Below are 21141 nucleotides of genomic sequence, written 5' to 3'. Positions count from 1 at the left end.
TTCTCGCCGATAGGACTCTGTGTCACAGTCGGACGGCGGTGCGACGGGGCCACCACAGCGCTCACCGATCGTACGCGTGGGCTTCCAGCGTCTCCAGGTCGACAGTGTCCAGGACGGCCTCGTTAGTCGCGTCGAGGACCACCGGCGGCACCGTCGTCTCGGGCAGTTGCTCGCGGCGCGTCGCCTGGAGGGCTTCGACCCACCGGCCCAGACAGAGACACCAGCGGTCGCCCGGCTCCAGCCCGGGGAAGTTCAGTTGCGGGCGCGGCGTCACGAGGTCGTTGCCCTGCCGTTTGCTGAACTGGAGGAACTCGTCGGTCATCACCGCACACAGTTCGTGGCGGCCGCGGTCCTGTGAGTGCTCGCCACAGCAGCCGTCTCGCTCGAAGCCAGTCTCCGGGTCGGTGCTGCACGGTTCGAGTGGCTCGCCCAGCACGTTCGTCTCGGTCATACCGACAGATGGGCGAGCGACGGGTTAGGTCTGGCGAGAGGCGGACTCGTCTCGCACCGCGACGAACCGGAGCCGCCGGGAGCGAGCGCCGCGGCGACGCGTTCGGCGACGGCGTCCTGGTCGTCGACCCAGTGCAGCGCCGCGTTGGAGAACACTGCGTCGAACGCCTCGTCTGCCTGGAAGGCCGTCGCGTCGACGCAGTCGAACCGCAGATCGGGGTGGGCCGCGCGTGCCTCCGCGATCATCTCGCTCGACGCGTCGATCCCCAGTGTATCGCCCTCGCTGCCGACCGCGTCGGCGACGGTCGCCGTGAGGTGGCCGGTCCCACAGCCCAGATCGAGGATGCGCTCGCCGGGTCGCGGGTCGAGCAGGTCGACGACGCTGTCGCCGTAGTCGGTCACGAAGCCGGCCGCGTCGTCGTATCGCGGCCCATCCCACTCGTTGTCTGTCATGGATCCGATTCGATCGTCCCCGTACAAAAGGTGTCGGTGCGGGCCAGAAGCAGAACGCATACGGGGCCAGGCGGCCACCGTTCGGACATGAGCGAGTTTGCCGACGACGTGCAGGCAGTGTTCGAAGCGGCAGGGGCAGACGAAGCGACCGCGGCGACCGCCGCCGAGAAGCTCGCGGCCTTCCGCAAGGACTACGACGAGGAACTGACCGCCGACGCCGTCGAGCAGCAGTTCGCCGACGCGCCCGACGAGGCGTTCGTCCACGCCTACGACTGGCTGGTGGGCCACCTCGCGGCGGAGAACGACGACTGCACCGACTCCCGGGAGTACCGCCTCGAAGGGTTCGACAGCTTCGCGGCGGACCCAGCGATCGGCGCGTGACCGGCGGGCAAGAGACCGACGCGGGCGGCACCTACACCCTCCTGATCGACCGGACCGAGGGCGGCCCCCTCGAAGTGGGGGCGCTCGGGTCGCTGTCGTTCCCGTCGGGGTGGTACGCCTACACCGGGAGCGCACTGGGCAGCGGCGGCTTCAGCCGCGTCGACCGTCACGAACGCGTCGCGGCGGGCGAACACGACGTGCGTCACTGGCACGTCGACTACCTGCTGGGCGCGCCCGGGACCCAGCTCGATCACGTCGTCCGCTCGGCGGGCGTCGACATCGAGTGTGCGGTCGCCGACGCCGTCGCCGGCAGCCGCGTCCCCGAGTTCGGGAGTTCCGACTGCGACTGTGAGTCGCACCTCGCCTTCCACCCCGACCGGGCGGCGCTTCTGGACTCAGTCGATCGAGCACACCGGGCGAACCGGTAGCGCGGGGACCGGTCATGCTGCCGGCTGTCCGTCCGTAACGAACGTTGCGACCCCGTGGTCGCGAATGTCTCGAAACAGTGACAGCCGGCAGTATCAGGAACCGTTCCCGTCGGTCTCGGCGTCGGCGAGCGCCGCGTCCCGCAGTTCGCGTTCGGCGTCGGTCTCGGCCGTGAGTTCGGGGACACCGGTCGGCTCGCCGTCGTCGAGCGCGACGAAGACGAAGTGACCTTCGGTCGTGACCTCCGTCTCGCCGGTCGTCGGATTCTCGCGTTCGGCTCGCACGCGGACGCGGACGCTCGTCCGCCCGGAGTCGTAGACGTACGCCTCCGTGAGCGCGGTGTCGCCGACGGGGATCGGGCGACGGAAGTTCAGCCCGTCCATCCTGGCGGTCACGCAGGGGTGGCCGGCAAAGCGCATCGCCGACATCGCGCCGATCTCGTCGAGCCACTTCATCACGATCCCACCGTGGGCGGTGTCGTAGTTGTTGGCGTGGTTGGGCTGGACGCGGTAGCGGTTCGTCAGATGGGTCGAAGCCAGCGTCGGCATGCGAGGCGCTTCGAGAGAAGCGGGGAAAAAGGCGCGGCTGTCCTCGGGCTGTCGGCTGTGTATTGACCGACAGTTCCGCCGCCCGTAGCGGCGAAGCACTCCGAGAGGTGACGGCCGGCAGTGTCAGACCGCGACGCGCTCGACGCCGGGCTCGATCTCCTCGGTCTCGTAGTCGGCCTCGGCCTCGCTCCGGCGCTGGCGGAGCCAGCGGACCGCCAGCCCGACCGTCGCGACAGCGGCGACGAGCCCGAGGAGCCGCAGCCAGAGATTGCCGCCCGTGTCCGCCGTCGCCGAGTCGGCGGCCGGTTCGTCCGGCTCGCTCGCGGGTCCGGCGTCGGTCGGCTCGTCTCCCAGGGGGTCCGCGACGTTGATCTCGAACAGCGTGACGTTGTCGAAGGCCATACGAGAACCGTGGGGTGCCAGCGTCTTATAGCTACACCAACAGGACCGAGACCCACTGTGGACCGATCACGTGATGTGGATCGCGGGCTTGTTCGGCCGGGCTCTGTGGGCCTGCTCGCCGTCGGGGTCGGCCCGCCTGACGACCACGTCCGCGTCGAACTCCTCGGCGAACAGCCACGACGCCTGTTCCAGCACCGTCAGCTCCCGGTCTGGAGCCAGCACCGGCTCGAACCCGCCAGAACGGTCGGCCAGCTCGGCCGCGTAGTCGGCCGCCGCCTCGGTACCGGGCACGGCGTCGGCGTCCATGATACGACCGACGACTGCCCCGTCTGCCGGCTGTCCCGCGGGTGTACTGCCGTCCCGAGAGCTGGGACCACCCTCGCTCGCGGTCGACTCTGGCTCCTGGCTCACCGCGCGAGCGATCTCGTAGGCGCGATAGCTCCAGTCGGGCGCGACGACGAGTTCGATCTCGTCGGGATCGGTGATCTCGACCACGTCGGTGATCTCGCGCACGTCCGCGAGCGTCGTCCGGACGAGTTCGCGCTCGGTGCGATAGTCGGGACTGTCGTGCAGCGGCGTGGGCCAGTCGGCACCGGCGATCAGCCCCTCGCCGTCCAGCGCGGACCACAGCTCCTCTGCCAGATAGGGAGCGAGCGGCGCGAGCAGTTTCGCCAGCACGCGCAGCCCCCGGCTGTACGCGAAGCGGTACGGCGTCTCGTACTCGCGATAGCGTCGCAGCAACTGGGCGAACTGCTGGAGTTCGGTGACGACCCGGTGGAAGCGAAAGCGGTCGTACTCGTCGGTGACGGCGGCGATCGTTCGGTCGATCTCCCGTTCGAGGTAGGCGTCGTGCGGTCTGCTCTCGGTCCGACCGCCGGCACCGTCGGTGAACGACAGCACCATCCGGTACACGTCCTGCTGGAACTCGTAGGCGTTGCTCACGTCCGTCGCCGTCCACTCGAAGTCCTGGCCGGGGTGTGCCGCCGAGAGGACGAACAGCCGCGTCGTCTCTGCGCCGTACTCGTGGGGGGCTACGTCGTTGCCCTTCGACTTGGACATCTTCTCGCCGCCGTGCAACACCGTCCCCTGGTTGACCAGCCGGTCGACGGGTTCGCGCCGATCGAGCAGGCCCAGATCCGCCAGCGCGCGGGTGAAAAAGCGAATGTACAGCAGGTGGAGCACCGCGTGCTCGTCGCCGCCGACGTACACGTCGACCGGGAGCCAGTCGTCGGCAACCTCGTTCTCGAAGGGGGCCGTCGAGAGGTCGGGGTTCAGGTACCGCAGGAAGTACCAGGAGGAGTCGACGAAGGTGTCCATGGTGTCGGTCTCGCGTTGGGCGGGGCCGCCACAGTCGGGACAGGTCGTCTGGACGAACTCGTCGCTCGCGGCCAGTGGGTTCCCCGTGGTCTGGACGAACTCGGGGAGTTCGACGGGGAGGTCTTCGTCGGGCACCGGCACCGCGCCACAGTCCTCGCAGTGGACCATCGGGATCGGCGTCCCCCAGTAGCGCTGCCGAGAGATGAGCCAGTCCCGGAGCCGGTAGGTCGTCGCCGCCGTCACGGCGTCGTGATCGAGCAATCGCTCGCGGGCGGCCGCACTCGCCAGCCCCTCGTAGGCCCCGTCGGCGACGATCATCCCCTCGTCGGTGTACGGGAGGTCGTCGCCGTTGCGCGCTCCGCGTTCGGCGTCGTTGGGCGCGACGACTCGCTCGACCGGGAGGTCGTGTGCCGTGGCGAAGGCGTGGTCGCGCTCGTTGTGGGCCGGCACGCCCATCACCGCACCCGTCCCCACGTCAGAGAGGACGTAGCTGGCGACGTAGACGGGAATCTCCTCGCCGGTGACCGGGTTCGTCGCGGTGAGCCCGGTGTCGACGCCGGCCGTTCCCTCGGCCCGGCCGTCTGCGGCCCGGTCGTGGAAGTCGGCGACCGCATCGCTCGCTCCCGAGGACGCGTGCTGGGCGAGTTCGCGGGCGACCTCGTGGCCCGGCGCGAGCGCCAGATACGTCGCTCCGAAGACGGTGTCGGGCCGGGTCGTGAACACGTCGATCGGCTCGCCGTCGATCTCGAAGGTGATCTCGGCACCCTCGCGGCGGCCGATCCAGTTGCGCTGGATCTCGCGGACGCTGTCGGGCCACCCGTCGAGGTCGTCCAGGCCGTCCGCGAGTTCGTCCGCGTAGTCGGTGATCGTGAAGAACCACTGGTCGAGTTCGCGTGTCTCGACCGCGGTGCCACAGCGCCAGCAGACCCCCTCGCCGTCGGCGTGTCCCGGCGTGTCGTCGCGCACGTCGGCCGGACCGTCGCCCTCGTCGACCTGTGCGTCGGCCAGGACGGTCTCGCAGTCCGGGCACCAGTTGACCGCTGCGCCGGTGTACTCGACGAGGTCGTTCTCGTAGAAGCGGGTAAAGAGCCACTGGTTCCACCGGTAGTACTCCGGATCGCAGGTGGTGATCTCGCGAGACCAGTCGTAGCCAAACCCCATCCGTTCGAGTTCGTCGCGCATCTGCTCGATGCACGTTCGCGTCCACGACTCCGGGTCGGTGTCGCGCTCGTAGGCGGCGTTCTCCGCCGGGAGCCCGAAGGCGTCCCACCCCATCGGGTGGAGCACGTCCGCACCGTTCATCCGCCGGTAGCGGGCGACGGCGTCGGTGATCGCGTAGTTGCGGATGTGGCCCATGTGCAGCGAGCCCGACGTGTAGGGGAACATCCCCAGCACGTAGGTCCCCTCGCCGCGGTCGATCGCCGCGTCGTCGAGTTCGTACACGCCCTCGCGGTCCCAGACGTGTTGCCAGTACTCCTGGACGCGGGCGTGGTTGTAGCGGTTCGCCATCCTTGCCCGGAAGGTGGGAGGGTGGCACCATCACTGTTCTGCCAGCGAGGGCGTGACATCGAGGGGTGGGAATCGACGAGGGGTAATCCAGACCATCTTTCGTGATGAATAAGACAGCACAACGCCGTCGGTGACGGCGAACGCGAGGTTGGCTCCATCTGTTGGGCGGCCTTTTTTGTACACCGAGCCGGAGTATACTCACAATGACCGGAGTGCCGCAGCAGGCGACGCTGGCTGACGATCGGACCTGGGCGTTCGAGGCCGTCCAGTCGGTCTCCCGGACGTTCGCGCTGAGTGTCGAGTTGCTGGACGAGCCGATGACGGAGTGGGTCTGTACCGGCTATCTCCTCTGCCGGACCGCGGACACGATCGAGGACGAACCGACGATTCCGATGCAGCGCCGCGCCGAGCTCTTAGAGACCTTCGACGCGATGCTGGCCGAAGACGACGAGACGACCGTCGAGGACTTTCTGGCGGCCGTCGAGCCGGAGACGCCGGCCGACGGAGGCGACGACTGGGCCGTCCTCGGCCAGACCGACCGCATCGTCCGCCTCTGGCGGTCGTTTCCCGACCCGGTCCAGGACGGGATGCGCTCGATCACCCGCGAGATGGCAACCGGGATGGCGGACATCCTGCGCCGCCACGAAGACAGCAGCGGCCTCCGTCTGGAGACGCTGGACGAACTCGAAGAGTACTGCTGGTACGTCGCCGGCACCGTCGGCCAGCTGTTCATGAACCTCCAGGCCGCCCGAGCCGATCCCGACGACCCCACGCCAGACCCCGAAGACGCCCGCGCGTTCGCACTCCTGCTCCAGCTGGTCAACATCGCCAAGGACGTCCGCGCCGACTGGGACGAGGAGAACAACGTCTACCTCCCCGGCGAGTGGCTCGCCGAGGAAGAACTCGACCACGAGGCCGTCGCCGAGCCCGAGCACTCGACCGCGGTCGCCCGCGTCGTCGGCCGCGTCGTCGATCAGGCCGCCGACTACGCACACGGTGCCCAGCGGTACCTCTCGACGGTCCCGGAAGGAGACAACGGCGGCCTCCTGGAGGCGACGGCGCTGCCCTACCTGCTGGCACTCGGAACGATCCGCGAACTCCGCGAACGGACCGTCGACGCCGTCGAACAGCCCGACGCGGTCAAGCTCGAACGCGAGGAGGTCGAGGCGCTGTTCGCCGAGGCCGAGGACGGCTTCACCCGCGACCAGGTCCGCGATCTCGCAGCCACGGTGCGAGCCGGCCCGTACCACGAGCAGTAGCGAGCGACGATCCCGGCGCGAACGCTTTTGAGAGTGCCCGTCGAACGGCCGGCATGGACCGGAATCGATGACCGGGATCGCGTTCTGGTCGCTGGTCGGACTCGCCTCGCTGACGAGCCTCGTGACCGCGTGGGCTCTCGGTGCGAACAGCAACTCGCCGCCGTTCGCGCCCGCGATCGGTGCGAACGCCATCTCGACGATGCGAGCGGCCTTCCTCATCGGCATCCTCGCCGCCCTCGGAGCGTTGACACAGGGTGGCGCGATCTCAGAGACCGTCGGTTCGGGGCTCATCGACGGCGTCGAGATCTCCTCGCTTGCGGCGACGGCGGGGCTACTCACTGCGAGTGCGTTCATGGCCTTCGGCGTCTACTCGGGCTATCCCGTCCCCGCCGCCTTCGCGACGACCGGCGCGATGGTCGGCGTCGGCCTCTCGCTTGAGGGTGACCCCGCGATGGCCACCTACCGACGGATCGGGACGTTCTGGCTCCTCGTACCGCCCGTCTCGGGCGGCCTGGCGTATCTCACGGCGACGATCCTGCGCCGTGACGACATCCCCGAGACGGTCGGGGTCCCGCTGCTCGCGGCCATCGTCGGCGGGATCGTCGCGAACGTCCAGCTCAGTATCGTCCCGACACCGCCCGGCGTCCAGCAGGGTTCCGTCGCCGGATTTCTGGCGCGACAGGTGCCCACGCCGATCGTCGGCGGTCTCGATCTCGGCGTCGTCGCGTTCACGCTGGTGGTGGCGGCGGCGAGCTTCCAGTGGATCCGCCGCCGCACCCAGGCCTCGGTCGACCGCGGGATCAAGACCTTCCTCGTCGTGCTTGGCAGCGTCGTCGCCTTCTCCAGTGGCGGCAGTCAGGTCGGACTGGCGACCGGGCCACTGGAGAACCTCTACGGCGTCGAACTCGGACTGCCGGGGATCCTCCTGCTGGGACTCGGAGCCGCCGGTATCCTCGGCGGGGCGTGGATGGGCGCGCCGCGGCTGCTACAGGCGACTTCGCGCGAGTACGCCCAGCTCGGTGTCCGCCGGTCGATCGCCGCGCTCGTCCCCGGTTTCATCATCGCACAGGCCGCCATCGCACTCGGCATTCCGATTTCCTTCAACAACATCATCATCTCCGGCGTGATCGGCGGGGGGTTGGCCGGCGGCTCGGCGGGCGTTTCCAGGCGAAAGATCGGCGTCACGCTGGCGTTCTGGGTGATCACGCTCGTCACGAGCATCGCCATCGGTTTCGGCCTCTATCGACTGCTCTCGACGGTGCTCGGGATCAGGTGAGGGAGTCCGCAGAGATGCGACCGACGGTATCAAGCCGAAGACAGTGAAAGGCCGAGCGTCGTTCGATCCGTCCCGGGCGACGTAAGCACCAGGCCGAAGGCCAGGGCGCGAAGCGAGCCCCAGACGGTCGAACGATGCGAGGGCTTTCGATGATTCGCCTCTGTGTCTGAAGAAGCGTTACAGACTCACAAAGAGCCGACACCAGATCACCGAACGACAGTCACCGTCACCGGCGCTTCTCGAACGACCGCCGTGGCGACCGTCCCGAGTAGGCGCTGGGTCAGGTCGCTGGCGTCGCCGCCGTGACCGCCCATCACGACCTGGTCCACGTCGTGCTCGTCGGCGTAGTCGACGATGGTCTCGGCGGGGTCGCCCTCCTCAACGACGGTTTCGATGGGCTGGTCGTACTCGGTCGCGCGCTGCTGGGCTTCGTCAATTACCTCGTCGGCGTACTCGCGGGCCTCGGCCTCGCGGTCGTCTCGCTCGATGACGCCGCTCTCGCTCATCGACGCGTCGATCGGTGTCACCACGTTCAGGACCGTGATCGGACAGTCGAAGACGGAAAGCGCGTGGGCCAGCGCCGCCTCCGAGAGGGGCGACCCGTCGAGTGGCACGAGGACGTGCGAAGGATCCATACGCACAGCGTCGTCGGCCGGTGTCAAAGAGATGGGTGCTCGAAGCGACCAAGAGCCCGAAGCGGTGGCCGTGCTCACTGGCGCTGCGCGCGACTGACAGGGTTCGAATCCACTCCGTCGACGATTGCACGGCTCGCGAGTGTGCTCGCCGCAGGAATAGTCCATCCTGGATATCGAACCGGAATCAGACGTGCTCACCGGCGCTGCGCGCGACTGACAGGGTTCGAATCCACTCCATCGACGATTGCGCGGCTCGCGAATGTGCTCGCCGCAGGAATAGTCCATCCTGGATTCGAACCAGGGTCGAAGCCCCCAGAAGGCTTCAGGATTGGCCACTACCCCAATGGACTGTGTACCCCATCGTATCCGGCAGTCGCATATCAGTGTTACGGACGAGACGGCTCTGTGTGATCGTCTGCCATCCGATCGCGAGGGGTGCGACTACAGCGACACCGTTTCCAGTGACTCCGAGATTTCGCGGACGTGGTCGTTGAACGCCTCGACGAACCCCGGTACGTCGTCGGCGTGGGCTCGCAGGTCGCGAGCGTCAGGCGGCTGGTACTGCGAGAGGAGGTAGACGCCGCCCTCGCCGCCGACCCGGAGGTAGTCCGCCCGGCCTTCCTCCCAGTTGAGTTCCCAGCGCGAGCCGTCGATCCGGGTCGTGAAGGTGCCGTAGCTGTCGCCGCTGTAGCGGTAGAGCTGTTGAGCCATGGCGTCGGCGACCTCCCGGAGCTCCGAGAGGATCGCCTGGCGTGTGGCGACCACGTCGTCGACGGTGGCGACCTCGGGGAACTCGGTCGTCACGTCGTCGAGGACGCCGTCGAGCGATCGAACGTGCTCGTTGAACGCCGCGACGAACGCGTCGTAGTCCGACAGCGCCGTCGCCAGCGCGCCCGGAGCGGGCGGTTGCTGGGTCGAGACGACGTAGATCTCGCGACCACCTCGTTCGTAGCGGAGATACTGCACGTCGCCGGCCTCGTATTTCAGGGTCCAGGAGGCGGCGTCGGTCTCGAAGGTCGCCTGTCCGTAGTCGCCGCCCTGGAGGCGTGCGAGTTCGCGGGCGATCTCACTCGCGTGGTCGGTGACAGCGGCGACGATCTCGTCCCGTCGTGTCGCGGCCGCGTCGGTCCCGACCACGTCGGCGTCCAGCCCCTCGATCATCGTCCACAGCGAGGGGTTCGAACGGCATAACGGCGGTGACTCCCGGCGGGCACGAAAGACGAGCGTACCGCCGTGGCGGAGCGAATACGCCCGGGTTATCGCGTGAACGATCGAGCCGTATAGGGGTGGCCACGGTCTGGTGACAGCCATGGCATCGGAGAGACCCAACCCGAGCGCCGCCCGCACCCGGACGCCGACCGTCTCGCCGACCTGGCTTCGCGGGCTGGCAGCCGGGCTGATCGGCGGTCTCGGCGCGGGCGTGTTTCTGACACTCACCGCGCCGACCGTGCTCTCCGAGACGTTCTCCGCGCTGCTCTGGGCCAGCGGGACGGCCGTGGGCTGGCTCGTGCTCGGAGCTGCCAGCGCCGCGGCCGGCATCCTCTTTAGCACGGCGGCCGGGCGACAGGCCCTCTCGACGACGGTCGTCCTCGGGATCGGATACAGCGTCGCGCTGTGGCTCGTCGCCGCGGTGGCGCTCCCGGCCTGGCTCGGAGCGGTCGGAGCCATGGCCCCGCCGTTCCCGTGGCTCGATCCGACGCTGCTGGCCGGACTGGCCCTCTACGGTATCGTCCTCGGAGTCGGCCACTGGCTGTTCGGCCGGTGACGGGCAAAACCGACACCTCCTTACTTCGACCGCCGAACTGACGCGTATGTACGTTGGACGGTTCGTCGTCGTCGGCCCGCAGGTCGGCGCGTACCGCGTCTCGTCGCGATCGTTCCCGAACAGGAGAGCACTCGACCGTGACGGCACGATCACGGTCGGCCCCACGGAGGACGCCCCCGAGACCGACAACCCCTACATCTCGTACAACGCCGTACGAGAGACGGACCGGGGCGTCGTCGTCGGCAACGGCTCTCACGTCGATCCGATCGCGGAGAAGCTGGCACTTGGCTACCCCGCGCGGGACGCCGTCGCCGAGTCGCTGCTGGCGCTTGACTTCGAGAAAGACGACTACGACACCCCGCGCATCGCCGGCATCGTCGGCGTCGATCCCGACGACCCCACGACGCGGGCCGAGGGCCACGGCGGCGTCATCGGGACGGTCCGCCGGGACGCGCTGGTGGTCGAAGAGGTCACCGAGCCGACGCTGGTCGCGACCTACGAGAAGGACAGCCCGGAGGCGTTCGACCTGGCAGCGACCGACCCGGCGGGCATCGCCCGCGAGCTGTACGACCACGAGTTCGAACACGCCGTCTGTGCGGCCGGCGTCGCGGTCGACGACGGCGTCGAGACCGCGATCTACAACGGCTAGGGCGCTCCAGTCCGCTTTTGTACGGCTCTCGACCCGAGCCCGAACGGGTCAGTCCAAAGGTCTAAGCAGGCGGGGCACCCACGTGTAGACACTATGAGCACGGAGACCGAAAGCGGCGACGACCTCGAGGAGCGCATCACGAACTTCCTGCGCCGGAACTTCCCGCAGATCCAGATGCACGGCGGCTCGGCGGCGATCCAGAACATCGACCGCGAGGAAGGCACTGTCACGATCCAGCTCGGCGGTGCCTGTTCGGGCTGTGGGATCTCGCCGATGACGATCCAGGCGATCAAGACCCGCATGACCAAGGAGATCCCCGAGATCGACACGGTCCACGCCAACACGGGCGCGGAAGGCAGTGAGGGCATGGCCGGCGGAGCCAGCCCGTCGATGCCCGGCGACTCGCGGGGCGGCGAGATCGGCGGCGACGACGACGAAGGCCCCGAAGCGCCGTTCTAAGCTCCAACCTTCTCCGTTTTTTCTCGTCGGTGAGCGGCGGCTCCGCGTCGTGGAGTCGGGCCGTGGGATTATGCACCTCGCTGCCGAACAGTGGGTATGCGTCTGGGGCTGCTCGCGGTCGTCGCCGTCGCGCTCCTTGCCGGCTGTGGGGGGCTGGTCGGCACGTCGACGGAGACGACGGTGACGCCGGCACCGGTCCCCGAACCGCCCGCCACCGAGTCGACCGGCAGCGCGATCGCACCGGGAGTTGGGGGTGCGCGGATCGTCGACGCCGACCGGCTCGCCCGAGCCCACAGGGCGGCGATCCGGGAGCGCTCGTACGTCTGGCAGGAACACCAGCGCGCGAGTCCCGTCGGGACGAACGAATCCGAGCGCGTCGACACGCGGCTGTGGGTCGAGCACGAACGCCGCTATCGGTACGAGCTGGCGACCTCGTGGCGGCCCGTCAACACCTCGGGGTACACCGAGGGCGAGACGCGTTACCGTCGGGACGTGAGTCGCGCCGGCTTCACCTACTCGACGGCGTCGGCGACGAACGCCACGGCACGCTACGGCCACCAGCCCGAAGTGGCGATCAGCCGCTATCTCGCGATCGAGTCGGCCACCGTCGCGGCGACCACGGTCGACGGGAAGCGGTACTACCGGATCACGGGCTCGGCCGACACGTTGCCCGTGACCGGTGAGATCAGCAACTACAGCGTCGAGGCGCTGGTGGCTCCCTCGGGGTTCGTCCGCTCGCTGTCGGTCAGCTACGAGGACGTGATCGGTAGCAACCGCGAGCGGATCGACTATCGCTACCGATACAGCGCCGTCGGCGAGACGACGGTCCAGCCCCCGGAGTGGGTCCGGGCGCGCTGGCCGGAGAGCGTGACGACGGCGACAGCGACGCCGACGACCGGTTGAGACTGCCGGCTGTTCGAGTAGCGAAGAGATACGGGGGTAGTCACGACCGCGTGAGCGCCAGCAGTCGAAGCGGTGTGACGAGAGCTACAGGTACTCGGCGACGGCGCTCGCGGCGCTGACATCGCTGACGGCCCGTTCGATCGTGTCGGTGCCATAGACCCGTTCGACGCCGGCACTCGCCAGCTTCGTCTGAGCGTTGGCCGCCAGCATGGGGTGGACACAGGAGACGAAGACCCGGCCGGCACCCCGGTCGTTCAACACGCCGACGGCCTCGCTCATCGTCGAGCCGGTGGCGATGATGTCGTCGGCAACGACCACGTCCCGGTCGGCGACCGCGGCGTCGCTGGGCGAGACGTCGACCGCGCCGGTGTCGTAGTCCCGATCCTTCTGGAAGTAGTCGACGGTTCCGCGCCCGTAGGCGTCTCGGACGGTCGTCGCGATGTCGACGGCTCCCTCGTCGGGCGAGAGAAAGAGCGGCTCGTCGAGGTCAGCGGGCAGCGGGTCGGCCAGGACGCCGGCAGCGTCGACCGGTTCGGCGGGCACGTCGAAGAACTCACAGACGGTGTCCTCGTGCGGGTTGACCGTCAGCACGCGGTCGGTGCCCGACGAGATGGCGCGCGCCATCGCACGCGAGGAGACGGGTTCGCCGGTCCGGAACGCCTCGTCCTGGCGGGCGTATCCCATGTACGGCAGGACGGTGAGGACCTCGTCGGCACCGGCTTCGCGGGCGGCGTCTTGCAGCTGGAGCAGTTCGACGTGTGCGTGATCGGAGACCGTCGAGGCGACGACGACCGCCCGGTCGATCTCGTCGGGGACGCGCACGACAGACTCGCCGTCTGCGAAGTCCTCGTACTCGACGCGCCCGAGTGACTCGCCGCTCGCGTCGGCCAGCGCCGCCGCGAACGCCTGCGATTCCGAACCGGGGATGATCATGTTCGCCCATCTACCGGCCGCGCTAAACCCCTTTTCGGTTCCCAGAGAGGCCGGTCCGGCGAGCTACGGCACGGCGACGCCGGTGACGCCGGCCAGCCCGAGCGCACGCGAGCGCCACTCCGGTGCGCCGTCTTTCGCGGTCACCGGGTCGATCGCGACGGTGCCGTCGTCGGTGACGGTCACCGTCGCAGCGGCGTAGGCGACGTCGACGATCCCGGACACGGTCGGGTCGACGGCCGTCCACTCGCCGCTGGCGCGTGCGAAGAAGTCGCCGTCGACGACTGCGTGTGCGCGGTCGCCGTCGCGCTCGGCCGAGACGACGGTCGCGTCGCCGGCCAGCTCGGTCGTCCAGCCGTCGGCGAGGCGGTCGACGCCGTCGGCGGTCCCGGCGTAGGGGCCAGCGGCGGCCACGTCTCGGACGGCGTCCCCGCCCAGCGCGACGAGGTCGTCGCCGTCGATCCGGAAGCAGCCGTCCGTGGCCGCCACGAGGTCGCCGTCGACGGCGTGAACCTCCTCGACAGCGCCCAGTGTCACCCACTCGTCCCCGTCGAGTCGGGCGACCGTCCCGTCCTCGCTGGCGGCGACGACGCGCTCGCCGACGCCGACCGCCGTCGCCGGGCCGAACTCCGTGCTCTCGAACCCCTCGTCGCTGCCGACCAGCACGTCCTCCGCGGTCGCGACCGCGAGACGGCCCCGATCGGCGGCGATGTCGCGGGCCGTACACTGGTGTTCGAGCCCGAACCGGCCGATCTGGTCGTCCGAGAGCGCCACCGTCGCCACGCCCATCTCGCAGGCGACGTAGGCGTGGGTCTCCTCGCGGCGCTCCTCGTAGATCCGCTTCTCGTCGAGGGCGATGTCGTCGTCGCTCATGAGCGGGGGTTGGTCGGGTCGGCTGGAAAGGCTACCGCCTCACCGATTCGGGACCGGCGGTGTGACGGACGGGCCTCGGACTCTCGAAGCGCGCGGGCGTCGGTCGCGGGGAGACGCCGCGACGTGACTCAAAGCGGCCTTTCACCGTTCAGGGCCTTGATGCGATCGTCCGTCGTACGATCTGACGGACCATGCCAACGATACCCGTGACCAGACGACAGATCGCGCTGCTGGCCGTCGTCGTCCTCGTCGCCGTCGCCGGCTGTTCGGGTGCCCAAAACACCGCCGACGGCGGCGGCTCCGAGCTGGGGATGCAGTCGGCCGACGACGCCAGCGGCGGTGGCGGCGGTGGCGGCGTCGGCAGCTACTACGACGCCGACGGCGATCGCGTGATCGTCCGCGAGTCCCGGATGGACCTGCGGGTCGACAACTTCACGCGGGCGTTTCGCTCGACGCGCGAGATCGCCGCGGCCCACGGCGGCTACGTCGGCGACCGCTCGCAGAACTCCCGTGGCGACTGGGACGAGGGCCAGATCACGGTCCGGGTGCCCCCCGAGAACTTCTCCGAGGCCCGTGACGACCTCGCGGCGCTTGGCCACGTCGAGGACGAGTCGGTCTCGGTCCAGGACTTCACCGACCAGTACAACGACCGCGCGGCCCGCATCGATGATCTCCAGCAGGAAGAGCAGGCTCTCGAAAGCCTGCTGACCCGGGCCAACGACAGCGAGGAGGCCAGCGAGATCAGAACCGACCTCCGAGACGTGCACGACGAACTGCGAACCCTCCGCCAGCAACAGGCCTCGCTCGAGCGCCAGGAGGCCATGTCGACGATCCGGATCGACGCCCACGAGCCGGTGGGCGAGCAGCCACCCGAGAACTACCGGTCCTCGTTTGGCTTCGACGACGCGTTCATGGAGGCGTTCTACGGCGGCCTGACGGCGGTGAAGTACGTCGTCGTCTTCTTCGGCTACGCGATCCCGATCGGGCTCTCGCTGTTGCCCCTGGCGGCCTTCGGCCTCGTGCTCGTCGGCGGCGTCCGTCGGACTCGGCGGTTCGTCTCGGGAGCGATGAGCGCCGAGCCAGAGCGTCCAGACGACTCGCCAGCAGTCGTCGAGACGAGCGCTGACGAGAGCGGGACGACCGACGACGGCGAGCCCGGCAGCGGAGAGAGCGAGGAGTAGCTACAGAGCTTCCTTGTACGCTTCCAGCGCTTCGTCGATGTCCGCCTCCGTGTGGGCGTCACAGACGAACTGCGATTCGAACTGGTTGGCCGTGAGGAAGACGCCCCGCTCTTTCATCGCCGGCCAGAACAGGCGCTGCCAGCGCTCGGTCTCGGCGCGCTTGATGTCCGCCCCGGTCTTCGGGCAGGTGTCGAAGCGCTCACAGTCGGGATCCTGCCTACAGCCGGCGTCACAGGGGCCGCCGGCCTGCGTGCCGTCGGCATCGCGGGTGAACACTACCTTGAACATCGAGTCGGTGCCGACGACGGTGTACTCGGGTGCCTGATCGGCGAGGATGTCCGTCAAGCCGGCGCGCAGCCGTTCGCCCAGGCCGTTCACGTGGTCGTACACGTCGTTCTCGGCGGCGTAGCGTAGCGTCTCCAGGCCCGCGGCCATCGTCACGGGGTGACCCGAGAAGGTGCCCGACTGGAACACGTCGCCGGCAGGCGTGAACTGCTCGACGATCTCCGAGCGGCCGCCGATCGCGCCGACCGGGAACCCGCCCCCGACGATCTTGCCGAAGGTCGTCAGGTCGGGCGTGACGCCGAACTTCCCCTGGGCACACTGGAGGCCGCCGACCCGGAAGCCGGTGATGACCTCGTCGAAGATCAGCAGCGAGCCGTGGTCGTCACACAGCTCGCGCAGCGTCTCGTGGTAGCCCTCGACCGGGTGGACGATCCCGTAGTTGCCCAGGATCGGCTCGGTCAGGACCGCGGCGATGTCGTCGCCGTGCTCGGCGAACAGTTCCCGTGCGGCCTCGGCGTCGTTGAAGGGCAGCGTCAGGGTGTGCTCGGCGAACTCCGGGGGGATGCCGGGACTGGAGGGGGCCGTGTGGTCGCCCTCGCCCTCGACCAGCGTCGACTCCTGTGCGCCGTGGTAGCCGCCCTGCATGACGACGATCTTGTCCCGGCCGGTGTAGGCTCGCGCGAGCCGGACCGCCGACACCGTCGCCTCGGTGCCGCTGTTGACGAAGCGCGTCATCTCGACGCTGGGGACGTGTCGGCGGACGAACTCCGCCAGTTCGACCTCGACCTCCGTGGGCGCGCCGTACATCGGTCCCTCGGCGGCACGTTGCTGGACGGCCGACTGGACCGGCTCGGGCAGGTCGTGACCCAGCAAGAGCGGGCCGTAGCCCAGCACGAAGTCGAGATAGCGGTTCCCGTCGGCGTCGATCACGTGGCCGCCGTCCCCGCGCTCGACGAAGAACGGGTAGGGCTGGGTCGCCCGCACGGAGGAGTTGACGCCGCCCGGCATCACCGACAGCGCCCGATCGTACAGCGCTCGCGACTGCTCGTGGTTCATGGCCGGGGCTTTGGACCGGGCCAGAAAGATACTGTCGGTCAGATGCTGTCGAGTGTGAGTGGTCGAACAGTTTACGGCGGCGAGACGCCGCCGGAGCGGAACCGGATCTGCTGGTCGTCGGTAACGCTCAACACGACCGAGAGAACGATCGGTCGATCTTCGGTCTCCAGATAAATCTGGTCCTCGAACCGATACTGACCCGATGGCAGGCACGTCCCGGAGACGCCCCGAGTGTACACCTCGTACGTTTCAGTTACGGGCTCGTCCGAGCCGAGCGGGACCGCATCGAGAGATGACTGGACGACCGGCACAGCCGTGTCTGGCACGCGCCAGCACTCGCCTTCTCGGACCGGATCGGCGCTGAGTTCAGCGCCCCGCCCAGCCGGTTCGATCGCAATCGCGTCGGCCCATTCGAGCTGGGCAGAACTGTTGTCCGTAAACAGGAGTGTCGGACCCATGTGGACCGTGACAGCGCTGTCGCCTCGATTGGCAAGCGAGAGTGAGATTCGTGCAGGATGGTCGGTCGTCGATTGAGTCTCGACCGCCCCGGTCAACGACAGCGAGGAGAGCGACGGTGTCTCCGCTGCGGTCGTCGTCGGAGATTCCGACGTGTTCGACGCGTCGGGACGACCGAGACAACCAGAGACACCAATCAGGGCGCTCCCGGCGAGTGAGTGGAGCAGGCGACGGCGTTCGACGTTCACAGACTCGTTTCGACGCACAGCTGCTAAATATTTTTGCCGGTCAATTGCATCGAGCGTGGACGAAACTCATCGCCGTGCCAGCCCGACGACGTGGCCGACCTCGGGCAACAGGACCGACTCGACGCCCAGTGCGATCGCGTCGGGGCTCCCGGGGAAGGCGTAGACCGCGGTCTCGCCGACGATCCCGGCCGTCGCGCGGGTCAGCATGGCGGCGGTTCCGACCTGCTCGTGGCTCAGCCGCCGGAAGTACTCGCCGACGCCGGGGATCTCGGGGTCCAACAGCGGGCGGATCGCCTCGATGGTCACGTCGTCGGGCGTCAACCCCGTCCCGCCGGTGGTGACGATCACGTCGACGGTCTCTCCGTCGGCACGCTCGCCCGCCAGCGTCTCGACGCGCTCGCGGATGGCCGCCTCGTCGTCCGCGACCACGTCGGTGACGGCGACGCGGTGGCCGGCGTCCTCGATCGCCCTGCTCGCGACCGGGCCGCTCTCGTCCTCGTCGCTCGACCGAGAGGAAGAGATCGTCAGCACCGCGACGTCGAGGGTCTCGTCGGTACCGTGGTGATGGTGGTCGTGGTCGTCGGCGTCGTGGTCGTCGGCGTCGTGATCGTGGTGGCGGTGCTCGCCGTGGCCGCCCGCAGCGTGGTCGCGGTGATCGCTCACGACTCCGCCCCCTTGACTTTCGCTTCCACGCGCACGTCCGAGATGCGCGTGTCTGGATACTGCCCGTCGTCGTCCTTCTCGGCCGACTTCACCATGTCCCAGACCGTCAACAGTGCGCGGGTGACGCCGTTGAGCGCCTCCATCTCGACGCCGGTCTGGCCGGTCGATGACACCTCGACGCTGCTCTCGACGCCGTCCTCGCGGACCTCGAAGTCGACGGTGACGCCGTCGATCGACAGCGGGTGACACATCGGGATGTCGTCCCAGGTGCGCTTGACGGCCTGGATCGCGGCGACGCGGGCCGTCGCCAGCACGTTGCCCTTCACGACCGCGCCGGTCTCGATCGACGCGGCCGTCGACGGTTCGAGGTCGATCCGGCCGCTCGCGACCGCCCGGCGGTCGACGACGGCCTTGTCGCCGACGTCGACCATCTGTGCCGCGTCGTCTTCGACGTGACTGAACTCGTCCATACCGCCCGCAACGCCCGGCCCGTACAAACCGCTTTGTGCTTCTGGGGCCCTGGTATGCAGGTGAGCTTGGACGCTTGCAGTGCGGAGACCGAAAGCCCTCGGCCCGCTAGCCGGATCTGTGCCGGATATTCTCCCTGCGGTCGAATAGTGCCGTCGCAGATCCGGCTACCGTGCCTCGCCCTTTCATCCACCAGGACGTAGCTCGTGTCACTGTCCACGTGCCTGGCGGATGAAAGGGCGAGCGTCGTTCCGGGAACCCGGACCCAACAAGCACGCGAACACAGTGAGCGCGCGCAGTTCGGGTCCTGGGACTGGAACGGCGCGAGGGCTTTCAGTGGTCGTCCGATCCAGCAATCGCACTGGCTCCGCCTGCTAGCGAGCGGGCCGGAGGCTTTCCGTGGTCGGTGGTCGTTCACGGGGTCACGTCTGCTAGCGATCGATCCCGAGCGGTGAGAGACTGGGCAACGTATAGGTAGCTCGGGCAGTCAGTTCCGGTATGCACGTTCTGGGAGTCGCCGGCCCGTCGGACGTGGGGAAGACGACCCTCGTCGAGCGGGTCTGCGAGCGGTTGGCCGAGCGGGGCCGCGTCGCGACGATCAAGCACTGCACGCACGCCCCCGACGTGGACACCGAGGGCAAGGACACCGCCCGCCACCGGGCGGCCGGCGCGGCGGTGAGCTACGGTCTCGCCGACGACGCGTGGTTCGCGACGGGCGAGGACCGGGGGCTCGACGAGACGCTCGACGAACTCGCGCGGTCGTACGACTACGCCGTCGTCGAGGGGTACTCCGGGACGCGGATTCCGACGGTGGCGCTTGGCGGGCGCGACCACGCCGGGCGACGGCTCGCGGCGGGCGAGACCGCGAGCGACGTGGACGTGGCGGCGCTGGTCGAGGCGCTCCACGACTGCGAGCCCTACGAGACGCTTGGCTCGCTCGTGGCACGGGTCAAAGCGGCGAACGACAGCGACCGTGCCGGCGCGATCGCGACGTTTACCGGACGAGTCCGCGAGCGCGACGACCCCGACGACACGCCGACGGAGTACCTGGAGTTCGAGAAGTACGAGGGCGTCGCCGACGAGAAGTTAGCGACCATCCGCGACGACCTCTGTGCGCGCGATGGCGTCTTCGAGGTCGCGCTGTACCACCGCACGGGCGTCGTCGAAGCCGGCGAGGACATCGTCTTCGTCGTCGTTCTTGCGGGCCACCGCCGCGAGGCGTTCCGAGCGGTGGAGGACGGGATCGACCGGCTCAAAGACGAGGTCCCGCTGTTCAAGAAAGAGGTCACCGTCGAAGACGCCGTCTGGGCGCACGAGCGGTAATACTACAGCAGATCGCTGGCCGTGGTATCTTCTGCCACGTCGGTGTCGAGGTCGATGTCCTGGATCATCGCTACGAGGTCTTCGAGCTGGGGGAAAGTGTACACCGTCATGTCGATGTCCGCCCCCTCGGCGACGATGTGTGAGTCGACGACGAAGACGAGGTCGGAGTCGGGCCACCCACCCATCGAGTCGATGATCGTCGCCGTGTCGTCGACCAGCAGGGTCGGCGTCGTCATGTCGATGGTCGCGTCGAGGACGTTCGCCCACCCGTCGATGAAGCCGCTGGTCATGATGTTGCCGATCTCCTGGAGCGCCGACTCCTCCATCTGGGAGAACCCCTCGTCGGCCCCCTGGATACCACCCATCATCTGTCCCGCCAGGCGCTTGCCGTGGTCGGGATCGAGGACGAACAGCACGTAGCCGCCGGGAGCCTCGGTCAACTCGACGTAGATGCCGATCCGCTCGTCGTTTCCGAGGTGGGTCTTGACGTCGCCGATGTCGAGAAAGTTGATCTGAGACGTCCGCACCGAGGCGTCGACACCGGTCAGTTGCGAGAGGTGATCGGCGACGGTGCCCGATCCCTCCTTGGCCATCTTGTTGAAGAGGTCGAGTTTCCGCACGTCGACTTGCAGGCTCATACGCTCGAATCGGGAGCCACTCGCTTAATCGCACCGCCGGGATTTCAGCGTCTGATACTCGGAGGCGGCCGTCGTCGCGATGACGACTCGCCCGTCGACCGGCGCGAACTCGACTCGCCGACCGACGTTACTCGCTCTCGACGCGGAACTGCCCGTACTCCGTGACCGTGTTGAGCACGACCGACGTTTCGACGGCGGTGATGTCGTCGTCGGTCATCAGTTCCTTGATCTGTGCGTTCATCGCCGCGGTGTCCGTGAACTTCCCGATCGCGACCACGTCGTGGCTCCCAGTCACCTCGTAGACGCCGATCATCTGCTCGGCGTCGCCGAGTCGCTCCGGGACGCCGGGCAGTCCGTCGCCGTCGATCGTCAGCTGGAAGACGGCCGTCACGTCGTAGCCAAGCGACTCGTAGTCGATGCGGGGCTCGTACCCCTCGATGACGCCGCGGGTTTCGAGCTGGTCGATCCGTTGGGAGACGGTCGGTTCCGCGATCCCGGTCGCCCCGGAGATGTCGCGGGAGCTGGCACGGCCGTCCTCCAAGAGGGCGTTGACGATCCGACGCTCGGTGTCGTCGACGTTCATCGAGC

25 protein-coding genes and 1 tRNA gene are annotated in these 21141 nt (G+C 68.5%); 10 read left to right on the top strand and 16 right to left on the bottom strand.

The features are described 5' to 3' along the window. Nucleotides 1-61: 61 nt before the first annotated feature. Both ACAH01_RS01130 and ACAH01_RS01125 read right to left on the bottom strand, forming a co-directional pair. Nucleotides 62-451, bottom strand: coding sequence for a DUF2237 family protein (locus ACAH01_RS01130; RefSeq protein ID WP_372479971.1), 390 nt, complete (start codon nt 449-451; stop codon nt 62-64). Continuing rightward, nucleotides 448-903: a trans-aconitate 2-methyltransferase gene (locus tag ACAH01_RS01125; RefSeq protein ID WP_372479970.1), complete on the bottom strand. Its 456-nt coding sequence runs from the start codon at nt 901-903 to the stop codon at nt 448-450. The genes ACAH01_RS01130 and ACAH01_RS01125 overlap by 4 nt, the downstream gene beginning before the upstream one ends. Before the next feature lie 87 nt (nt 904-990). On the opposite strand from ACAH01_RS01125, the gene ACAH01_RS01120 reads away from it, so the two are divergent. Continuing rightward, complete coding sequence (locus ACAH01_RS01120) at nt 991-1284, top strand: hypothetical protein (RefSeq protein ID WP_372479969.1); 294 nt, start codon at nt 991-993, stop codon at nt 1282-1284. Continuing rightward, entirely contained in the window at nt 1281-1712 is a 432-nt protein-coding gene (locus ACAH01_RS01115) for a DUF123 domain-containing protein (protein ID WP_372479968.1), read from the top strand. Before ACAH01_RS01120 ends, ACAH01_RS01115 begins: the two co-directional genes overlap by 4 nt. Nucleotides 1713-1805: 93 nt before the next feature. Here ACAH01_RS01115 and ACAH01_RS01110 read toward each other — a convergent pair whose 3' ends face one another. The 3 genes from ACAH01_RS01110 to leuS all read right to left on the bottom strand — a co-directional run bounded on the left by ACAH01_RS01110 (nt 1806) and on the right by leuS (nt 5486). After that, on the bottom strand, nt 1806-2258 hold the full coding sequence (locus ACAH01_RS01110) for an acyl-CoA thioesterase (RefSeq protein WP_170093008.1): 453 nt from the start codon (nt 2256-2258) through the stop codon (nt 1806-1808). A 123-nt stretch (nt 2259-2381) separates the two neighbouring features. After that, the gene (locus tag ACAH01_RS01105) at nt 2382-2660 is read right to left on the bottom strand and encodes a hypothetical protein (RefSeq protein ID WP_372479967.1); all 279 of its coding nucleotides are present in this window, start codon (nt 2658-2660) and stop codon (nt 2382-2384) included. A gap of 66 nt (nt 2661-2726) precedes the next feature. Continuing rightward, on the bottom strand, nt 2727-5486 hold the full coding sequence (gene leuS, locus ACAH01_RS01100) for a leucine--tRNA ligase (RefSeq protein WP_372479966.1): 2760 nt from the start codon (nt 5484-5486) through the stop codon (nt 2727-2729). A gap of 203 nt (nt 5487-5689) precedes the next feature. Here leuS and ACAH01_RS01095 point away from each other — a divergent pair, with 203 nt between their 5' ends. Next, on the top strand, nt 5690-6745 hold the full coding sequence (locus ACAH01_RS01095; protein ID WP_372479965.1) for a phytoene/squalene synthase family protein: 1056 nt from the start codon (nt 5690-5692) through the stop codon (nt 6743-6745). Between the two features lie 67 nt (nt 6746-6812). Beyond that, nucleotides 6813-8021 (top strand): anion permease, encoded by a 1209-nt coding sequence (locus tag ACAH01_RS01090; RefSeq protein WP_372479964.1) that lies wholly within the window; start codon nt 6813-6815, stop codon nt 8019-8021. A gap of 206 nt (nt 8022-8227) precedes the next feature. Here the strand turns inward: ACAH01_RS01090 and ACAH01_RS01085 are convergent, their stop codons facing one another. From ACAH01_RS01085 to ACAH01_RS01075, 3 genes are all read right to left on the bottom strand, one after another. Beyond that, nucleotides 8228-8656: a universal stress protein gene (locus ACAH01_RS01085; RefSeq protein WP_372479962.1), complete on the bottom strand. Its 429-nt coding sequence runs from the start codon at nt 8654-8656 to the stop codon at nt 8228-8230. A gap of 277 nt (nt 8657-8933) precedes the next feature. After that, a tRNA-Gln gene (locus ACAH01_RS01080) sits at nt 8934-9006 on the bottom strand. A 91-nt stretch (nt 9007-9097) separates the two neighbouring features. After that, the gene (locus ACAH01_RS01075; RefSeq protein WP_208627470.1) at nt 9098-9817 is read right to left on the bottom strand and encodes a hypothetical protein; all 720 of its coding nucleotides are present in this window, start codon (nt 9815-9817) and stop codon (nt 9098-9100) included. A gap of 148 nt (nt 9818-9965) precedes the next feature. On the opposite strand from ACAH01_RS01075, the gene ACAH01_RS01070 reads away from it, so the two are divergent. The 4 genes from ACAH01_RS01070 to ACAH01_RS01055 all read left to right on the top strand — a co-directional run bounded on the left by ACAH01_RS01070 (nt 9966) and on the right by ACAH01_RS01055 (nt 12432). After that, nucleotides 9966-10421 carry a hypothetical protein gene (locus ACAH01_RS01070; RefSeq protein ID WP_372479961.1) on the top strand — a complete coding sequence of 152 codons (456 nt, stop codon included), beginning with the start codon at nt 9966-9968 and terminating at the stop codon, nt 10419-10421. Between the two features lie 46 nt (nt 10422-10467). Continuing rightward, nucleotides 10468-11070, top strand: a complete 603-nt coding sequence (locus ACAH01_RS01065) for an IMP cyclohydrolase (protein WP_372479960.1) — start codon at nt 10468-10470, stop codon at nt 11068-11070. 93 nt (nt 11071-11163) lie between these two features. Then, on the top strand, nt 11164-11529 hold the full coding sequence (locus ACAH01_RS01060) for a NifU family protein (protein WP_372479959.1): 366 nt from the start codon (nt 11164-11166) through the stop codon (nt 11527-11529). 96 nt (nt 11530-11625) lie between these two features. Further along, the gene (locus tag ACAH01_RS01055) at nt 11626-12432 is read left to right on the top strand and encodes a hypothetical protein (protein WP_372479958.1); all 807 of its coding nucleotides are present in this window, start codon (nt 11626-11628) and stop codon (nt 12430-12432) included. A gap of 84 nt (nt 12433-12516) precedes the next feature. Here ACAH01_RS01055 and prs read toward each other — a convergent pair whose 3' ends face one another. Together prs and ACAH01_RS01045 are read right to left on the bottom strand one after the other, a co-directional pair. After that, a complete protein-coding gene (gene prs, locus ACAH01_RS01050) occupies nt 12517-13365 on the bottom strand; it encodes a ribose-phosphate diphosphokinase (RefSeq protein ID WP_372479957.1) in 849 nt (282 codons plus the stop codon). 63 nt (nt 13366-13428) lie between these two features. Continuing rightward, a complete protein-coding gene (locus ACAH01_RS01045; protein ID WP_372479956.1) occupies nt 13429-14235 on the bottom strand; it encodes a hypothetical protein in 807 nt (268 codons plus the stop codon). 191 nt (nt 14236-14426) lie between these two features. On the opposite strand from ACAH01_RS01045, the gene ACAH01_RS01040 reads away from it, so the two are divergent. Next, the gene (locus ACAH01_RS01040; RefSeq protein ID WP_372479955.1) at nt 14427-15416 is read left to right on the top strand and encodes a DUF4349 domain-containing protein; all 990 of its coding nucleotides are present in this window, start codon (nt 14427-14429) and stop codon (nt 15414-15416) included. Here the strand turns inward: ACAH01_RS01040 and ACAH01_RS01035 are convergent, their stop codons facing one another. From ACAH01_RS01035 to moaC, 4 genes are all read right to left on the bottom strand, one after another. Beyond that, nucleotides 15417-16757: a glutamate-1-semialdehyde 2,1-aminomutase gene (locus ACAH01_RS01035; protein WP_372479954.1), complete on the bottom strand. Its 1341-nt coding sequence runs from the start codon at nt 16755-16757 to the stop codon at nt 15417-15419. Between the two features lie 71 nt (nt 16758-16828). Then, nucleotides 16829-17461, bottom strand: coding sequence for a hypothetical protein (locus ACAH01_RS01030; protein ID WP_170093021.1), 633 nt, complete (start codon nt 17459-17461; stop codon nt 16829-16831). A gap of 66 nt (nt 17462-17527) precedes the next feature. After that, nucleotides 17528-18124, bottom strand: coding sequence for a molybdenum cofactor biosynthesis protein B (locus ACAH01_RS01025; protein ID WP_372479953.1), 597 nt, complete (start codon nt 18122-18124; stop codon nt 17528-17530). Next, nucleotides 18121-18594 (bottom strand): cyclic pyranopterin monophosphate synthase MoaC, encoded by a 474-nt coding sequence (gene moaC, locus ACAH01_RS01020; protein WP_170093023.1) that lies wholly within the window; start codon nt 18592-18594, stop codon nt 18121-18123. The genes ACAH01_RS01025 and moaC overlap by 4 nt, the downstream gene beginning before the upstream one ends. A 496-nt stretch (nt 18595-19090) precedes the next feature. On the opposite strand from moaC, the gene ACAH01_RS01015 reads away from it, so the two are divergent. Then, entirely contained in the window at nt 19091-19915 is an 825-nt protein-coding gene (locus ACAH01_RS01015; RefSeq protein ID WP_372479952.1) for a molybdopterin synthase, read from the top strand. Between the two features lie 2 nt (nt 19916-19917). Here the strand turns inward: ACAH01_RS01015 and ACAH01_RS01010 are convergent, their stop codons facing one another. Together ACAH01_RS01010 and ACAH01_RS01005 are read right to left on the bottom strand one after the other, a co-directional pair. Then, nucleotides 19918-20553, bottom strand: coding sequence for a chemotaxis protein CheC (locus tag ACAH01_RS01010; RefSeq protein ID WP_153552064.1), 636 nt, complete (start codon nt 20551-20553; stop codon nt 19918-19920). A gap of 127 nt (nt 20554-20680) precedes the next feature. Beyond that, nucleotides 20681-21136, bottom strand: coding sequence for an Lrp/AsnC family transcriptional regulator (locus ACAH01_RS01005; RefSeq protein ID WP_170093025.1), 456 nt, complete (start codon nt 21134-21136; stop codon nt 20681-20683). Nucleotides 21137-21141: the final 5 nt, after the last annotated feature.

Source organism: Halomicrobium sp. HM KBTZ05, assembly GCF_041530035.1.
Taxonomy (GTDB): domain Archaea; phylum Halobacteriota; class Halobacteria; order Halobacteriales; family Haloarculaceae; genus Halomicrobium.
The sequence above is the reverse complement of the archived record's forward strand: the minus strand, read 5'-3'. Positions and strand labels throughout refer to the sequence as shown.

What these genes read in the sequence shown, in the direction of transcription:
- ACAH01_RS01010 (WP_153552064.1), bottom strand. Translation starts at nt 20,553, where the DNA reads ATGAGCCTGCAAGTCGACGTGCGGAAACTCGACCTCTTCAACAAGATG.
- ACAH01_RS01055 (WP_372479958.1), top strand. Translation starts at nt 11,626, where the DNA reads ATGCGTCTGGGGCTGCTCGCGGTCGTCGCCGTCGCGCTCCTTGCCGGC.
- ACAH01_RS01075 (WP_208627470.1), bottom strand. Translation starts at nt 9,817, where the DNA reads ATGATCGAGGGGCTGGACGCCGACGTGGTCGGGACCGACGCGGCCGCG.
- prs (WP_372479957.1), bottom strand. Translation starts at nt 13,365, where the DNA reads ATGATCATCCCCGGTTCGGAATCGCAGGCGTTCGCGGCGGCGCTGGCC.
- ACAH01_RS01015 (WP_372479952.1), top strand. Translation starts at nt 19,091, where the DNA reads ATGCACGTTCTGGGAGTCGCCGGCCCGTCGGACGTGGGGAAGACGACC.
- ACAH01_RS01070 (WP_372479961.1), top strand. Translation starts at nt 9,966, where the DNA reads ATGGCATCGGAGAGACCCAACCCGAGCGCCGCCCGCACCCGGACGCCG.
- ACAH01_RS01045 (WP_372479956.1), bottom strand. Translation starts at nt 14,235, where the DNA reads ATGAGCGACGACGACATCGCCCTCGACGAGAAGCGGATCTACGAGGAG.
- ACAH01_RS01005 (WP_170093025.1), bottom strand. Translation starts at nt 21,136, where the DNA reads ATGAACGTCGACGACACCGAGCGTCGGATCGTCAACGCCCTCTTGGAG.
- ACAH01_RS01130 (WP_372479971.1), bottom strand. Translation starts at nt 451, where the DNA reads ATGACCGAGACGAACGTGCTGGGCGAGCCACTCGAACCGTGCAGCACC.
- ACAH01_RS01085 (WP_372479962.1), bottom strand. Translation starts at nt 8,656, where the DNA reads ATGGATCCTTCGCACGTCCTCGTGCCACTCGACGGGTCGCCCCTCTCG.
- ACAH01_RS01125 (WP_372479970.1), bottom strand. Translation starts at nt 903, where the DNA reads ATGACAGACAACGAGTGGGATGGGCCGCGATACGACGACGCGGCCGGC.
- ACAH01_RS01120 (WP_372479969.1), top strand. Translation starts at nt 991, where the DNA reads ATGAGCGAGTTTGCCGACGACGTGCAGGCAGTGTTCGAAGCGGCAGGG.
- ACAH01_RS01065 (WP_372479960.1), top strand. Translation starts at nt 10,468, where the DNA reads ATGTACGTTGGACGGTTCGTCGTCGTCGGCCCGCAGGTCGGCGCGTAC.
- ACAH01_RS01095 (WP_372479965.1), top strand. Translation starts at nt 5,690, where the DNA reads ATGACCGGAGTGCCGCAGCAGGCGACGCTGGCTGACGATCGGACCTGG.
- ACAH01_RS01060 (WP_372479959.1), top strand. Translation starts at nt 11,164, where the DNA reads ATGAGCACGGAGACCGAAAGCGGCGACGACCTCGAGGAGCGCATCACG.
- ACAH01_RS01040 (WP_372479955.1), top strand. Translation starts at nt 14,427, where the DNA reads ATGCCAACGATACCCGTGACCAGACGACAGATCGCGCTGCTGGCCGTC.
- moaC (WP_170093023.1), bottom strand. Translation starts at nt 18,594, where the DNA reads ATGGACGAGTTCAGTCACGTCGAAGACGACGCGGCACAGATGGTCGAC.
- ACAH01_RS01105 (WP_372479967.1), bottom strand. Translation starts at nt 2,660, where the DNA reads ATGGCCTTCGACAACGTCACGCTGTTCGAGATCAACGTCGCGGACCCC.
- ACAH01_RS01090 (WP_372479964.1), top strand. Translation starts at nt 6,813, where the DNA reads ATGACCGGGATCGCGTTCTGGTCGCTGGTCGGACTCGCCTCGCTGACG.
- leuS (WP_372479966.1), bottom strand. Translation starts at nt 5,486, where the DNA reads ATGGCGAACCGCTACAACCACGCCCGCGTCCAGGAGTACTGGCAACAC.
- ACAH01_RS01110 (WP_170093008.1), bottom strand. Translation starts at nt 2,258, where the DNA reads ATGCCGACGCTGGCTTCGACCCATCTGACGAACCGCTACCGCGTCCAG.
- ACAH01_RS01035 (WP_372479954.1), bottom strand. Translation starts at nt 16,757, where the DNA reads ATGAACCACGAGCAGTCGCGAGCGCTGTACGATCGGGCGCTGTCGGTG.